General features: G+C 74.1%; 16 protein-coding genes and 2 pseudogenes. 12 read left to right on the top strand and 6 right to left on the bottom strand.

Going from position 1 to position 13,612, the window contains the following annotated elements; all coding sequences use genetic code 11:
- The first annotated feature begins 57 nt into the window (after positions 1-57).
- Both DVA86_RS22785 and DVA86_RS22780 read left to right on the top strand, forming a co-directional pair.
- Positions 58-594, top strand: a complete 537-nt coding sequence (locus DVA86_RS22785) for a DUF6153 family protein (protein WP_208880988.1) — start codon at positions 58-60, stop codon at positions 592-594.
- A 105-nt stretch (positions 595-699) separates the two neighbouring features.
- Positions 700-1,380 carry a DUF305 domain-containing protein gene (locus DVA86_RS22780; RefSeq protein ID WP_208880986.1) on the top strand — a complete coding sequence of 227 codons (681 nt, stop codon included), beginning with the start codon at positions 700-702 and terminating at the stop codon, positions 1,378-1,380.
- Positions 1,381-1,494: 114 nt separating this feature from the next.
- Here the strand turns inward: DVA86_RS22780 and DVA86_RS35445 are convergent.
- Positions 1,495-1,614, bottom strand: a pseudogene (locus DVA86_RS35445) (RidA family protein); the annotation flags it as partial.
- Here DVA86_RS35445 and DVA86_RS22775 point away from each other — a divergent pair.
- Together DVA86_RS22775 and DVA86_RS22770 are read left to right on the top strand one after the other, a co-directional pair.
- Positions 1,577-2,077 (top strand): TetR-like C-terminal domain-containing protein, encoded by a 501-nt coding sequence (locus DVA86_RS22775; protein ID WP_245996997.1) that lies wholly within the window; start codon positions 1,577-1,579, stop codon positions 2,075-2,077. The pseudogene DVA86_RS35445 and the gene DVA86_RS22775 overlap by 38 nt on opposite strands.
- Before the next feature lie 193 nt (positions 2,078-2,270).
- Positions 2,271-2,807: a hypothetical protein gene (locus DVA86_RS22770; protein ID WP_208880983.1), complete on the top strand. Its 537-nt coding sequence runs from the start codon at positions 2,271-2,273 to the stop codon at positions 2,805-2,807.
- A gap of 59 nt (positions 2,808-2,866) precedes the next feature.
- Here the strand turns inward: DVA86_RS22770 and DVA86_RS22765 are convergent, their stop codons facing one another.
- On the bottom strand, positions 2,867-3,370 hold the full coding sequence (locus tag DVA86_RS22765) for a hypothetical protein (RefSeq protein ID WP_208880981.1): 504 nt from the start codon (positions 3,368-3,370) through the stop codon (positions 2,867-2,869).
- 208 nt (positions 3,371-3,578) lie between these two features.
- Here DVA86_RS22765 and DVA86_RS22760 point away from each other — a divergent pair, with 208 nt between their 5' ends.
- Both DVA86_RS22760 and DVA86_RS22755 read left to right on the top strand, forming a co-directional pair.
- Entirely contained in the window at positions 3,579-3,878 is a 300-nt protein-coding gene (locus DVA86_RS22760) for an ArsR/SmtB family transcription factor (RefSeq protein WP_208885030.1), read from the top strand.
- A 17-nt stretch (positions 3,879-3,895) separates the two neighbouring features.
- A complete protein-coding gene (locus DVA86_RS22755; protein ID WP_245997721.1) occupies positions 3,896-4,459 on the top strand; it encodes a YbaK/EbsC family protein in 564 nt (187 codons plus the stop codon).
- Here DVA86_RS22755 and DVA86_RS22750 read toward each other — a convergent pair.
- The 3 genes from DVA86_RS22750 to DVA86_RS22740 form a co-directional block, all read right to left on the bottom strand.
- Positions 4,447-5,340: an ABC transporter permease gene (locus tag DVA86_RS22750; protein WP_208880978.1), complete on the bottom strand. Its 894-nt coding sequence runs from the start codon at positions 5,338-5,340 to the stop codon at positions 4,447-4,449. The two genes, DVA86_RS22755 and DVA86_RS22750, sit on opposite strands and share 13 nt — an antisense overlap.
- Positions 5,340-6,377, bottom strand: a complete 1,038-nt coding sequence (locus DVA86_RS22745) for an ATP-binding cassette domain-containing protein (RefSeq protein WP_245996994.1) — start codon at positions 6,375-6,377, stop codon at positions 5,340-5,342. Before DVA86_RS22745 ends, DVA86_RS22750 begins: the two co-directional genes overlap by 1 nt.
- Before the next feature lie 246 nt (positions 6,378-6,623).
- Positions 6,624-7,604, bottom strand: coding sequence for an aldo/keto reductase (locus tag DVA86_RS22740; protein ID WP_245996993.1), 981 nt, complete (start codon positions 7,602-7,604; stop codon positions 6,624-6,626).
- Positions 7,605-7,761: 157 nt separating this feature from the next.
- On the opposite strand from DVA86_RS22740, the gene DVA86_RS22735 reads away from it, so the two are divergent.
- The 5 genes from DVA86_RS22735 (at position 7,762) to DVA86_RS22715 (ending at position 12,031) form a co-directional block, all read left to right on the top strand.
- Positions 7,762-9,288 (top strand): four-carbon acid sugar kinase family protein, encoded by a 1,527-nt coding sequence (locus DVA86_RS22735; RefSeq protein WP_245996990.1) that lies wholly within the window; start codon positions 7,762-7,764, stop codon positions 9,286-9,288.
- Positions 9,285-10,319: a 4-hydroxythreonine-4-phosphate dehydrogenase PdxA gene (gene pdxA, locus DVA86_RS22730; protein WP_245996987.1), complete on the top strand. Its 1,035-nt coding sequence runs from the start codon at positions 9,285-9,287 to the stop codon at positions 10,317-10,319. Before DVA86_RS22735 ends, pdxA begins: the two co-directional genes overlap by 4 nt.
- 40 nt (positions 10,320-10,359) lie before the next feature.
- Complete coding sequence (locus DVA86_RS22725; RefSeq protein ID WP_208880973.1) at positions 10,360-11,145, top strand: DeoR/GlpR family DNA-binding transcription regulator; 786 nt, start codon at positions 10,360-10,362, stop codon at positions 11,143-11,145.
- 69 nt (positions 11,146-11,214) lie between these two features.
- Positions 11,215-11,832, top strand: a complete 618-nt coding sequence (locus tag DVA86_RS22720) for a helix-turn-helix domain-containing protein (protein ID WP_208880971.1) — start codon at positions 11,215-11,217, stop codon at positions 11,830-11,832.
- A gap of 55 nt (positions 11,833-11,887) precedes the next feature.
- Positions 11,888-12,031 (top strand): DUF6126 family protein, encoded by a 144-nt coding sequence (locus DVA86_RS22715; RefSeq protein ID WP_208880969.1) that lies wholly within the window; start codon positions 11,888-11,890, stop codon positions 12,029-12,031.
- A gap of 6 nt (positions 12,032-12,037) precedes the next feature.
- Here the strand turns inward: DVA86_RS22715 and DVA86_RS22710 are convergent, their stop codons facing one another.
- Entirely contained in the window at positions 12,038-12,820 is a 783-nt protein-coding gene (locus DVA86_RS22710; protein WP_208880967.1) for a thioesterase family protein, read from the bottom strand.
- A gap of 445 nt (positions 12,821-13,265) precedes the next feature.
- Here DVA86_RS22710 and DVA86_RS35435 point away from each other — a divergent pair.
- A pseudogene (locus DVA86_RS35435) lies at positions 13,266-13,445 on the top strand (peptidase M15); the annotation flags it as partial.
- Positions 13,446-13,612: the final 167 nt, after the last annotated feature.

The following is a 13,612-nucleotide window of genomic DNA, read 5'->3' as shown; positions in this document are numbered from 1 at the left end:
GTGTCGTCCGGGGTGCGGGAGCGGGGCCCGTACGGCGGCTCGTCTACGATGCGACGCGTGAGCCGACCCGAGCCCCACGCGCATCTGCGTCCGCAGCCGAAGCTGCGGGCGAAGGCCGGGCTCGTACTGGCGCTGCTCGCCGGGCTGCTCGGGATGCACGGCCTGGCGCCGTCGCCCGCCGCCGCGCTGCCGAATACGGCGGCGGCACACGCCCCTACGGGCGCCGGCACACACCCCGGCACTCACCCCCGTACGGATGCCATCGGCTCGGGCGGCGCGCACCGTACGGAGCACGACGCGCACCGTACGGAAGGCGACGGCGCGGGCCACCGTACGGCGCCCGCCGCGCACGGCGACCGGCACGAACGCGTCTGCCACGACGGCGGCCAGGGCCACTCCCCGCACGGCAGGCACACGGACCAGCACTGCGCGTCCGCGACCGTACCCGGCTCGCCGCCGCTCACGGGCGCGCTGGCGCCGTCCGTACGGTCGTCGGCCCTCCCCGTACCGCCGCCGCTCTCGCCCGAGTCGTACGCCCCGGTGGGCGGGCGCGCCCCGCCCACTCTCGCGGAACTCCAACTCCTGCGGATCTAGAGGCGCCCCGCGGCGGCCGCGCGTCCCGCCACGGGCGCGCGGCCGCCGCGTGCCGTCATGCCTCGATCCGTACACGCACGTACCAGTAACAGGAGTTCCGCGACCATGAACCTCAACCGACGCCTGCCCGGCGGCCGTTCACTCCGTACGGGCGCGAGCACCGCCGTAGCGACCGCCGCGCTGCTCGCCCTGTCCGCCTGCGGCGGCTCCGACGGCGACTCCGGCTCGGACTCGGGCTCGGACGGCCCGGACGCCCGTAAGTCCGCCTCGGCCTCCGCCTCCGCGCACCACAACCAGGCGGACGTGGACTTCGCGACCCAGATGATCCCGCACCACCGCCAGGCAGTTCAGATGGCGGACCTGGCCCCCACCCGCGCCTCCTCCGGGCAGGTCAAGGAGCTGTCCAAGAAGATCAAGAAGGCCCAGGACCCGGAGATCAGGACCATGACGGGCTGGCTGAAGCAGTGGGACGAGAAGGTCCCCGCTGAGGACGACGCCATGTCCGGCATGGACCACGGCGGCGGCCACGCGGACCACGGCGGCGGCGCGCGGATGCCCGGCATGATGAGCGGCAAGCAGCTGGACGGCCTGAAGAAGTCCAAGGGACGCGACTTCGACACCGCGTTCCTGAAGCTCATGATCGAACACCACAAGGGCGCGGTCACCATGGCCGAGACGGAACAGCGGGACGGCACGTACGGCCCGGCCAAACGCCTCGCCGACGCGGTGATCACCGCCCAGACGAAGGAGATCACCGAGATGAACGGCCTGCTGGGCAAGGGCTGACGAGCTGACGACCCCGCACGCGGTCACGGCCGCCCTGCCCGGGGCCGTGACCGCGTGACGGGGGCGCCACCCACCCGGGGTGGCGCCCCCGTCTCCCCGCTCGCGGTGATACGGCTACTCGACGACCGCGGTGGCTTCGACCTCGACCAGGAGGTCGGGTTCCCCCAGCGCCGCAACGCCCAGCAGCGTGATCGGCTTGACCGGGTCGACGCCGAGCTTCGCCGCCGCCCGGCTCGCGGAGGTCGAGATGTCCGCGGACCCCGTACGAGACCTCGCCGCCCTGGGCGCCGCCTACCTGGCCAACGCCTTGGAGAACCCCGACCTCTACCGCGTCATGTTCGACGCGGGCTTCGGCCTCGAAGACGCCGGCGCCGCGGACGAAACCCTGCACCGCCTCGTCAGCGCCGTCGAACGGGCCAAGACGGACAGCCGCTTCCGTGACGAGGTCGACCCGCTGGAACTGGCGACACAGAGCTGGACCATCGGCCACGGCCTCGCCTCACTCGTCGCCACAGGCCCCCTGCCGCAGCAGACACTCGCCCACGGAGTGCCCATGCTGACCGCGCTGTTCACCAGCGCAGGCGACGAACCGCGCCGATGCCGCCGGTCGGTCGAGCGCGGCTGGGGAAAGCGGCTGAGCGCGGACGCCCCGGCGACGCCCGGTCCTCCTGACGGGAGCGGCAAGCCCCGGCCGTAACCCGTACCGGCCCAGGGCCTCACCCGCCCTCTGCCCGGCTCGCCTGTCGGCAATTGTTCATCTGTTTCACACCCTTCCCACTCCTCCCGGCAGAACCAGCGGGGCCCAGGGGGCGTGAAGTGCAGAGATCCGTGACGTCGGGGGCCTGCGAGCGCCGACCGACCGGAACGCAGCAGCTGACCCAGGAGCGATCATGGCCAACCCCGCACCCCGCAATCCTTACGACGGCGCGCCGCCCGCGCGGACCACCGGACGGCACAGACCTGTCACCGTCATTGCCTTCATCGCCCACGCGCTGGTCGTCGGCCCGGCAATGGCAGGCGGATCCGCCTTCGGCATCTACCAGAGCTGGGCGTGGATGGATGCCGCCCCGCCCGGCCACAACAGGGTCTTCGGCGCCGTCCTGGGGTACATGTTCTGCACGCTGGGCGTGCTGATGGGCATCCTCGTGCTGCGTTCCGGCATTCGCATGCTCAGCGGCAAGCCGAAGACGGATCTCTGGGCGGCGCACACCTACAACACCCTCTTCGGGTTCTCCTGCCTGCTCGTGGTCAACATGGTCTTCACCTGGGACCCCGACTCGGACGGCTGGCTGGTCATGGCGCAGGCCGCCGCTGTCGCCTTCGTCGTCCTGCTCAGCGGCGTCCTGCTCGGCAACGCCAAGCCGACGAGCAACTACTTCGCCCGCCCCCGGCCTCCCCGGCCCCCGGCCCGCCGGCCCGTCAGGTGAAGCGGACGCCGGACTCGGAGCCGTAGGGCGACCCGACGGCCGGCGGTGTGGCCGCAGGCCTAGGGCCCCGTCGGCTCACGGCGTCGGCGTCCGGTCGCCCCCGGCTTCGTGACCAGCGCCACGACGGCCATGAGGGCCGCGCCGACTCCCAGACCGGCCAGGAGGGACAGGCACACCTCCCAGTGCGCCTCCACCCACATCGGCTCGCCCCGGTGAACGGAGCCGAGGAACATGCCGTTGCGACCGGGCACGAATATCGCGAGCGTGACGGTGGGCAGTACGGCGACCGCCGTTGCCGTGGCCGACACGCACCAGTACGCGACCGCCTGCCGGGACAGCGGCCTCCCCAGCTTCACCGCGCTGCGGAAGGCCAGCCCCGCCGTACTCCAGGACACGATGAGCGCGAACCCGGCAGCGGCGGCGAATCCGTGCCCGCCGCCCGGCCAACTCGGCGCCATGGTGCGCCAGATGGTGTCACCGTAGACCGCCGCGGCGGTGCACGCGGCGAGGAACAGCGCCACCCCGCCGGCACTGCTCGCAGCGGCCCGCAGCCGGCCTCGCATCGACGCTCCCCTCATACGCCGCCCCTCCCGTCTGCCGGCGCTCCGCGCACCGACGGCTGCCCCAGAGACTCGCACCCCCAGCCCGTACGCCGCGACCGCGCCCCGCGCCGGGCACGGGCACGGACAGGCCCGCAGCGGTGCCGTCCGGCGAGCGAGCGCTGGGGGCCCCTTGACGGATCACTTAGCCAGTTAGCAAACTGACTAAGTGATGGACGTGAGCGTGCTGAAGGCACTGGGCAGTGAGAAGCGGCTGGCGGTGCTGGAGTGGCTGCGGGATCCCGCAGCGCACTTCGCGCCGCAGCGGGACGGGGATCTCGTGGAGGACGGGGTGTGTTCCGTGCTCATCGCCGAGAAGCTCGGCGTGAGTCAGCCGACGGCCAGCGTGCATCTCCGGCTGCTGACCGGAGCGGGGCTGCTGCGCGCCAAGAAGATCAAGCAGTGGACCTTCTACCAGCGTGACGAGCAGCGCATCGCCGAGGTCAAGAGGATGTTCGACGAAGGATGGTGAGCGTGCCCCAGGAACACCTGTCCCCCGCCGCGACCGACGAAGGGGAGACCGGCGACGGCGACGCGTACGCGCGGCTCCTTGCGCTGCTCGACGCGCACGGTGCCCGCTACCGCGTGCTCGACCACGAACCCGAAGGCCGTACCGAGGTCGTCAGCGGCCACCGGGGGCACCCCGTGGCGCACGCGGCCAAGTGCCTTGTCGTCATGGTGAAGACCGGCAAGCGCACCAAGCGTTACTTCCTCGCCGTCGTCCCCGGCGACGCGCGCGTCGATCTGAACGGGCTGAAAGTCCTGGCGGACGGGACATACGCGTCCTTCGCCACACCCGAGCGGGCCGAGGAGCTGTCCGGAAGTGCCAGCGGCACCATCCTGCCGTTCAGCTTCCATCCGAGCCTCGAACTCATCGTCGACCCCGGGCTGCTGGAGCACCCCGAGATCTTCTTCAACGCCGCCCGGCTGGACCGTTCGCTGGCCCTGAACACCCAGGACTACGCGGAGCATCTGCGGCGGACCGGTGCGCGTATCCAGCCGATCGCCGTGCAGCAGCCGGACGGGGCGGGCCGTCCCGCTCAGCCCTCGTAGCCCGGTCCACCCGGTCCACCCGGCCCACCGGGTACGCCCGGCCCGCCCCGCGCCTCCGGCACCCCCCGCCGCCCCGCCCCCCGGTCGAACGCCGACCGCGCCCACACGTACCCCACCGCCGCCAGGCCGCCGCACCAGGCCACCGCGGCGAGCGCGCTGCCGCCGACGGCCGTCCCCGTGAGCAGCCCGCGCAGGGTGTCGGTGGCGGGGGTGAAGGGCTGGTACTCGGCAAACCAGCGCAGGCCCGCCGGCATCGTCTCCGGCGGTACGACCGCGCTGCCGAGGAACGGCAGGAACTGCACCGGCATCGGCACGTTGCTCGCCGTCTCGGGCGTACGCGCCACCAGGCCGACCAGGGCGGCCGGCCACGTCAACGCGAGGGTGAGCAGGGTGAGTACGCCGAACGCGGCCAGCCACTCGACCGGCGTCGCGTCCGGCCGGAAGCCCGCGAGCACCGCGACGGCCAGCACCAGCAGGACGCTGAGCAGCGTCTGTACGAGGCTGCCCACGACATGCCCCGTAAGGAACGAGGCGCGGGAAATCGCCATCGTACGGAAGCGGTCGCCGAGGCCGTCCGTCACGTCGACGCAGACGGCGACGGCCGTCACGAGCGCGCCCGCGGTGGCGGCGGTGAGGATGATGCCGGGGGCGACGTAGTCGACGTACGCGCCGCCGCGCGCGTACGGGCCGCCGATCCCGTCGCCCAGGGCGCCGCCCAGGACGTACGTGAACAGGAGCAGCGTCACGACCGGCATCCCGACGACCGTCAGCGTCATCGAGGGGGAGCGCCACGCGTGTCTGAGGCTGCGCCGCAGCATCGTCACCGTGTCGGCCAGGGCATGGACGCCGTACAGCCGCCGGGTACGGGCGCGGGTCGTCATCAGGCGCTCTCCTGGCGGGAGTCGGCGGGCTGCCGGGCGACCGGCCGCGGGCTGGGCTGCGAGCTGGACCGCGGTGCGGGCTGGCCGGTGAGGGCGGCGAAGACGTCGTCGAGGCCCGGGGTGTACACGGTGAGGGCCTCCGCCCGGAGCCCCGCGTCGTCCAGGACGTCGAGCACTGCCCGCAGGATCTGGAAGCCGCCGTCGCTCGGCACCTGGAGGGTGAGCTGCTCCGGGTCGCTCACCACGGCGCCGAACAGCGCGGCAGCCGAGTCGAGCGCCTCCGTGTCCGCGAACTGCAGCCGGATGTGACCGCCCGGCACCCGCCGCCGCAACTCCTCCGGGCCGCCCTCGGCGACGACCCTGCCCCGGTCCAGTACGGCGATGTGGTCCGCGAGTTGGTCGGCCTCCTCCGGATACTGCGTCGTCAGGAACACCGTCACACCGTCCTCCGCGACGAGACCGCGTACGGCCTCCCACACCGTACGGCGGCTCAGCGGGTCGAGCCCGGTCGTCGGCTCGTCGAGGAACAGCACCCGCGGGGCGCCGACGAGTGTCATCGCGAAGTCCAGCCTGCGCCGCATCCCGTCCGGGAACGTGCCCGCCGGCGAACTCGCCGCCGAGCCCAGCGCGAAGCGCCGCAGCAGGTCCGCGGCACGGCGGCGGCCCTCGGCGCGCGGGAGGTGGTGCAGGTCCGCCATGAAGAGCAGGTTCTCCTCGGCCGTGAGGAGCCGGTCCACCGCCGGGAGTTGGCCGGTGACGCCGATCGCCTCCCGTACGTCCGCGGGTTCACGGGCCAGATCGTGACCCGCGATCTGCGCCTCGCCCTCGTCGGCGGCGGTCAGCGTGGAGAGTATGCGCACCGTGGTGGTCTTGCCGGCGCCGTCGGGCCCGAGGAGCGCGAAGACCGTTCCCTCGGGCACGCGCAGATCGACGCCGTCGAGCACGGTCCGGCCGCCGTACGACTTGCGCAGGCCGAGGGCCGAGATCGCGGCGGCGCGTGGGGGCGCGGGGGCGATCCCGCCCCTCGGGCTGCGCAAGTCCTACGGCGGCCGGACCGGTCTCCGTCTCGCCGCAGCCCGAGCGCGCCGATCAGCCCGGCGGCGTCCGCGACCAGGTCGCGGAGCACGTACGGCGGCGCGTCCGGGTCGGTGGCGGTGGAACGGCCGGTGTCGCGGAGGTCGTAGCGCATGACGAGCCGGGGCCCGGCGGCGAGCCGCGCGCAGAACTCGGCGGGCCAGACGGGCAGCGAGGTGTTGACGGGGAGGACGGGGGGTGCGGCGGGGTCAGCGGTTGTACGCGGGCATCGGGCCGCGGAGCCGCGCGCCGACCTCGTCGCAGGCGGCGGTGACGTCGGCGGGCAGCGGGCCCGCCTGGGCGGCGGCGAGGTTCGCGCGCAGGTGGCCCGTCGTGGAGCCGCCGAGCAGCAGGGCGTCGGTGGAGGGGCGGTCGAGCAGCCACCGCAGGGCGAGTTCGGCGGGCGGGATGCCCGCCTCCCCTGCGATGCCGGTGAGTTGCGCGACGGCGGCGAACAGGTCCTCATGCCAGTAGCGCTGCCGGTACATCGCCGCGAGCCCGGAGTCCCCGAAGCGCCCGCCCGCCGGGTCCCGGTCGAAGCGGTGCCGGCCGGTGAGCATGCCGCCGCCGAGCGGGTTGTAGACCATGGTGGCGAGCCCGGTGGTGGCGGCGTACTCGGTGTACTCCTCCTCGATACGGCGTGCCAGCAGGTTGTGCAGCTGCTGCGCGACCACGGGCCGGGGCGCGCCCGTCTCGTCGGCCGCCCGCGTGAGTTCGGCGATCTGCCACGCCGCGTGGTTGGAGACGCCCAGCGCCCGTACGGTGCCCTCCGCCACGAACTCGGCCACGGCCGCCAGGGTTTCGCGTACCGGCGTCGTGCGGTCGGGCTGATGCAGATAGAAGAGGTCCACGTGGCCGGTGCCGAGGCGCTTCAGGCTGCCCTCCAGCGCGGCCCGCAGGCCCGCCCGCGACAGCGGCGCGTGCCCGGCCTGGTCCGGGTGCGGGATGCCGGCCTTGGTGGCCAGCACGATCCGGTCGCGGCGGCCGGGAAGCAGCTCGCCGAGAATGCGTTCGCTCTCGCCGCCCGCGTACCCGTTGGCGGTGTCGACGCCGGTGACGCCCGCGTCCAGAGCCGTGTCCAGGATGGCGGCGGCGCCGTCGCGGTCGACGGTGTCGCCGAACGTCATGGTGCCCAGGACCAGGCGCGACAGCGGGACGGGGGAGTCCGGGAGCTCGATGCGGGTGCTCACGAAGGGTTCCTTCCGGTGCGGGACACGGCGGTCGCCGTCGCGGGGAACGCTGGCACGTCTGCGCGTTCTGCGCAAGAGGTCTCGCGCAGAACGCGCAGAGTGTGTCATGCTCGGCGCCGAGGCCGCCCGCCGAGCGGCGTGCCCCCAGGAGGTGTCCGTGTCCGTCGTTCCCCGTGGCCGTGGCCGCCCCGCGAGCCGTCGCGTGCTGGCACTGGCCGACGACCTGTCCGGCGCCGCGGAGACCGGCGCCGCGCTGCGCCGCCCGAGCCGGCTCGTCCTGGCGCCCGCCGACGAGACACACCAGGGCGGCACGGCCCGTACGGATCACGGGGCCCGTACGGCTTACGCGGCCCGTACGGCTTACGCGGCCCGTACGGCGGCGCGTACGGTCGCCCGCGAACAGGCCGGGGCGGCGCGGGCCCTCGTGGTCGACCTCGACTCCCGGTCCCTGCCGCCCGAACAGGCCGCGGCAGCGCTCCGTACGGCGCTCGACGCCTGGTGGGACGGCGAGCAGACGGTCTTCAAGAAGGCCGACTCGCAGCTCCGCGGCAACCTGCCCGCCGAGACCGCCGCCTTCGCCGAAGGCGCGCGTGCCGTCGTCATCGCCCCGGCGCTGCCGGCGCAGGGGCGGACCGTACGCGGGGGAGTCGTGCACCTCGACGGCGTCCCGCTGCACCGCACCGAAGCCTGGCGCGCCGAGCCGCGTCCCGCCCCGCGGTCCGTCGCGGTGGCGCTCGCCGGGCTCCCTACGGAGGCCGTTCCGCTGGGCGCCGTACGCGCCGGGCCGCGCGCCCTCGCCCGCGTGCTGTCCGCCGCCGCCGAGCGCGGGCACCACCCTGTCGTGGACGCGGAGTCGGACGCCGACCTCGACGCGGTCGCCGCGGCGGCGCTGCTGCTCGGCCGGGACTTCCGGCTCCTGGGTTCGGCGGGCCTGGCCGCCGCACTGGGCCGTACGCCGGAGCCCTCGGCCGCGGAGCCGCGGCCCGCGCCACCGCCCGCCCCGCCGTCCGAGCGCCGCCCGCTCCTCTTCGTGGTCGGCACCGCCGAACCCCACGCCGTTGCGCAGATCGCGCAACTGGCCGCGTACGGTGCGCGGCACGTACAGCTCACTCCCGCCGAGCTGGAAGACCCCGGCGCCGTACGGCCGCTGGCGCTCGGCCCGGACGCGGTCACCGTCGTCAGCATCGACGGCGGGCAGGGCGTACGGCCGTCCGCCGCGCCCACCCTCGCCGCCGCCCTGGCCCGTACGGTCGCGGACGCGGCGGGCGGCGCGGACCTCGTCCTCACCGGAGGCGAGACGGCGCGGCGCGTGCTGGACGCCCTCGGCGTACGGGAGTTGACGCCGCTGGCCGAGATCCACCCCGGCGCGGTCCACGCGCTGGCCCCCGACGGCCGCAGCGTCGTCACCCGGCCCGGCAGCCACGGCGGCCGGGACTCGCTGCGCACGATCGCGGCGGCGCTGCGCCCGGCACCGGTACCGGCACCTGCACCGGGGCCGCCACCGCCACCGTCCGCCGTAAGCGAGCCGAACCCGCCGAACCCACCGCACAGCGCACGGCAGTTCAGCCCGCAGCACGAGAGCCCATCGCACAACGGCCCACCGCACGACGGCCCACCACAACACAGCCCGCCGCAGGACACCCCAGTACCGTCCCCCGTAGCGCCCTCAGGAGACACCACGTGAACGCAGGTCCCGCCACCCCCCGCGAACTCCCCCTCATCGCGGTGCCCATGGGAGACGGCGCCGGAGTCGGCCCCGAAGTGATCGTCGCGGCGCTCCTCGACCCCGGCGTCCCCGCCCGCTGCCGCCCCGTCGTCGTCGGCGACGCCGCACGGCTGCGGCAGGCGGCGGGCATCCCCGGACTCGACTGCGAGATCGTCCCCGTACCGCACCCGCGCGCCGCCGAGTTCGCCCCTGGACGCATCAACGTCGTCGACCTCGGCCTGCTCCCCGGCGGCCTGCCATGGGGCACGCTGTCCGCGGAAGCCGGGCACGCAGCCCACGAGTACGTACGGCGCGCCGCCGAACTCGCCCTCGCCGGCGACGTCCACGGGATCTGCACCGCGCCCCTCAACAAGGAGGCCCTGCACGCCGCGGGCCACCTCTACCCCGGCCACACCGAACTCCTCGCCCATCTCACGGGCGTCGAGGAGGTGTCCATGATGCTCTCCACCGAGAAGGTGAAGGTCATCCACGTCACCACCCACATCGGCCTCATCGACGCCGTGCACCGCATCGAACCCGGCCTGGTCGAGCGCACGGTGCGCCGCGGGCACGACGCGATGGTCCGCGCGGGCAACCCCGCGCCGGTCATCGGCGTCTGCGGCATCAACCCGCACGCGGGCGAGAACGGCCTCTTCGGCTACGGCGAGGAGGCCGAGAAGATCGTCCCGGCGCTGGAGAAGCTCCGCGGGAACGGCGTCGACGCCCGCGGCCCGCTGCCCGCCGACACCGCGTTCTTCCTCGCCTCACGCGGCGACTTCGACCTCATCGTCGCCATGTACCACGACCAGGGCCACGGCCCGGTCAAGGTCCTCGGCATCGAGGCCGGCGTCAACCTCACCGTCGGCCTGCCCGTCATCCGCACCTCCGTCGACCACGGAACGGCCTTCGACATCGCCGGAACCGGCCGCGCCGAGGCCGGTAGCATGGTCGAGGCCCTCCGGCAGGCCGCCGAGATGTCCACCGCGCCGTCCCCTGACGCCCCCTCATGACGCCCCTCGTGACGCTCTCCCGCAAAGGACTCGCCTCCTGATGCCGCCGAACGGATCCCAGGCCCGGCGCGACCGGATCCTCCACCTCGCCACCACCACCGGCCTCGCCAGCGTCGAGGAGCTCTCGCGGCTGTTCGGCGTCACCGCCTCCACCATCCGCCGCGACCTCGCCCGGCTCACCGCCGACGGCCGCCTCGCCCGCACCTACGGCGGCGCCGTCGCCCTCACCGCGCACTCCGAGGCGTCCCTGCGGCAGCGCACGGGCGAGGCGTACGAGGAGAAGCGCGCCATCGCGCGCTGGGCGGCGGCCCGCGTACGGCCCGGCGAGACCGTCCTCCTGGACGCGGGCTCCACCGTCGGCGCGCTGGCCCGCGAGCTCCGCGCCACCAAGGACCTCACCGTCGTCACGACCGGCGTCACCGCCCTGAACGAGCTGGCCGACTCCGGCTCCGTCACCGTCATCTGCCTCGGCGGCACGCTGCGCCAGGTCAGCCAGGGCTTCGTGGGCCCGCTGGCCGAAGCGGGCCTGGAGCGCATGACGTTCGACCGCGCCTTCCTCGGCGCGGACGGCGTCACCGCCGAACGGGGCATCTGCGAGGCCGAGTTGCGGCAGACCCGGCTCAAGGAGCTGATGGCGCGGCGCGCGGACCGTACGTACGTGCTCGCCCACGGCGCGAAGCTGGGCCGCGCGCCCTTTCACGCCTGGGCGACGCTGCCCCCGGGCTGGACGCTGGTCACGGACGCGACGGCGGCACCGGAGGCGGTGGAGGCGTTCACGGCGCGGGACGTGGAGGTCGTCGTGACGGAACCGGAGGACGACACCTGAGCAGTGCGGGTCTTTTGCCTCTGAGGCAAAAAATTTGCCCCGCAGGCTCCCCGCTGTCTCAATGAGGGCATGTCCCCCGACCGCCCCGGGCCCTCCGGGGAGACCCCCTCCGACGTCGGCCCCCGGCTGTACGAGCTGCGGCGCGCCAACGGCCTCACCCTGGAGGCCGCCGCCCGGCGCGTCGGGCTGTCGCCCGCGCACCTGTCGCGGCTCGAGACGGGGCGCCGGCAGCCGTCCCTGCCGATGCTGCTGACGCTGGCCCGCACCTACGGTACGACGGTCTCCGAGCTGCTCGGCGAGGCACCTCCCGAGCGGGAGCCGGTGATCCGCGCCGCCCGCACGGCGCACACCGAGTCCGGCGGCTGGGTGTACCGCGAGGCCGGCGGCGCCGGGCGCGCGATGCAGGCCCTGCGCGTACGGGTGCCCGCGGACAGCGCGCAGCGGGATCTCGTACGGGTGCACCCGGGCGAGGAGCTGCTGTACGTGCTGCGGGGCGAGCTGCGGCTGAGCCTCGGGGACGCGGAACACCTGCTGGCGCCGGAGGACTCGGCGCACTTCGACTCCCGTACGCCGCACCGCATCGCGGCGGCCACGGCGGAGGGCGTCGAGCTGCTGTTCGTGCACACGCTGCTGCGGAGCGGCGCCGCCGAGCTGTGCCTGGGCGGCACGCCGCACCGCGTCCGCTGACGCCGCCCCCGTGCCCCCGACACCATACGTACGCAGGGAAGTTGAGGCGAAGACCATGGCGAAGGACGAGCCCGGTGCCGAGCGCGGCAACGGACGCTTCCCGCGGGGCCTGGCCCTGCGGCTGTTCGTCTACCTGATCGGCGGCCACTTCATCGCGGGCTTCCTGCTGCTGCTGTTCGAGCTGGGCGGCGGGAAATAGGCCGGCTCACAGCGGCCGGACGGTGAGGATCTGCTGCGCGTACCCGACCGGCCCGCTGACGTCGTGCAGCACGGTGCTGGTCGTGCCCTGGCCGGTGGGACCGAAGGTCACCGTCGTGTCCAGCCCGGTCCAGCGGCCCTCGGGCTGCCGGTGGAGGTGGATGGTCAGGTCCACGTTGGGGAACATCCACTCGGTGGGCGACTGCCGTACGGCGATGCCGTTCGCCGTGTCCACCAGCGCGACGTACGACGCGAGCGGGCCGGCCGTCTGCCCGGCGACGAGGCTGAGGCCGGTGCCGACCCAGGCAGCCGTACGGCCCGGCTGCGGGGGCGCGACCGGGCGGATGTCCACGGACGCGATGTACCCGCCGGGCCACACGGCGTCCAGCTCCCACGTCGTGAGCTCCTCGGGCGGGGTGAGCGCCCCGTCGCCGCCGCCGGCCACGGCGCTGGTGTCGCCGGAGGCGAGGCGCCAGGCGCGGGCGCGCACCGCGGGGCGGCCGGCGATGAGGGCGGTGGCCTCGACGAGCTGGATCGTGCGCCCGGGCCGTACCGTCTCGACCCGTACCTCGCACTCGTCGAGGGCGAGCCGCCCGAGGATGTCGAAGCTGATCCGGGACAGGAGCAGGCCGCTGTCCGGCTCCGCCGCGAGATGGCGCTCGATGGCGTGCGTGATGAGGCCGCCGAGCGGGCTGAAGTGCTGCTCGGCGGGGTCCCAGGCGCCGCTGGTGTGGGGCGTGGGCTTGTAGCGGTGCTCGTCGATGGGCTCGTAGTAGCTGCCGGTGTCCAACGCGTGCTTCTCTCTCGGGCGGTGTGCCGCGGGGGTGCCGTACGGATGCGTACGGGTGCCGTACGGGTGCTCGTACGCGCGTACCCTCCGCGGACGCGGAACGTACCGGCCAGGATCACACGGCCGCCCGCGCCGCCCGGAACGGGGCTCCGGTCCTGCCCCGCTCTGCGTGAGGCGCCCCCCGTACGGGGAGGCGTACGCATACGCCCGCGATATGGCCGCCCGTCTTCACCGAGCGCATCGGCGCGGGCGTGGCGGATGTCGCTGGCCGAGGTCGGCATGGTCTACGGGACGGTGCCGTGGGTCTGGCTGATCCTGCTGCCGGGCGAGGAGTCCGGCGCCGTCGTGAGCCTCGTACGGCTGCGGGACCTGCTCACGATGACGGCGAGTCGGATTGGGCGGGCTGCTCGGTCCTGGTGGAGGTCGCGCAGTACGCCCTGCGGCAGCGGTCGACATCGGGGACTCCGACGCCACGGACGGGCTGTCCGAGCACGGCGCCACGTACGGGCTGTGCCGGATCTACCGGAACGAGCCCTGGCACTACGAACCCCGCGCCAAGGCCGGCGATCGCGGCTGCCCGCGCATGCACGCCGACCCCACCCGGGACCTGAGGATGCGGCGGTGACCGGACCAGGCTGATCGGGCCTGCTCGGCGCCTGCTCCCCGCCTGCTCGGCGCGCCTGTTGGCGCGCCGCCTGCCCCAAGGGAGCGCGGAAGAGGGGGTGTTGCAGCCCTTTACAACGTTGGAATGAGTCCTTAGTTTCACCAACGGCACGTCGGAGACAGCTCGCT

Origin of the sequence: Streptomyces armeniacus (genome assembly GCF_003355155.1) — a bacterium.
GTDB lineage: Bacteria > Actinomycetota > Actinomycetes > Streptomycetales > Streptomycetaceae > Streptomyces > Streptomyces armeniacus.
The sequence above is the reverse complement of the archived record's forward strand: the minus strand, read 5'-3'. Positions and strand labels throughout refer to the sequence as shown.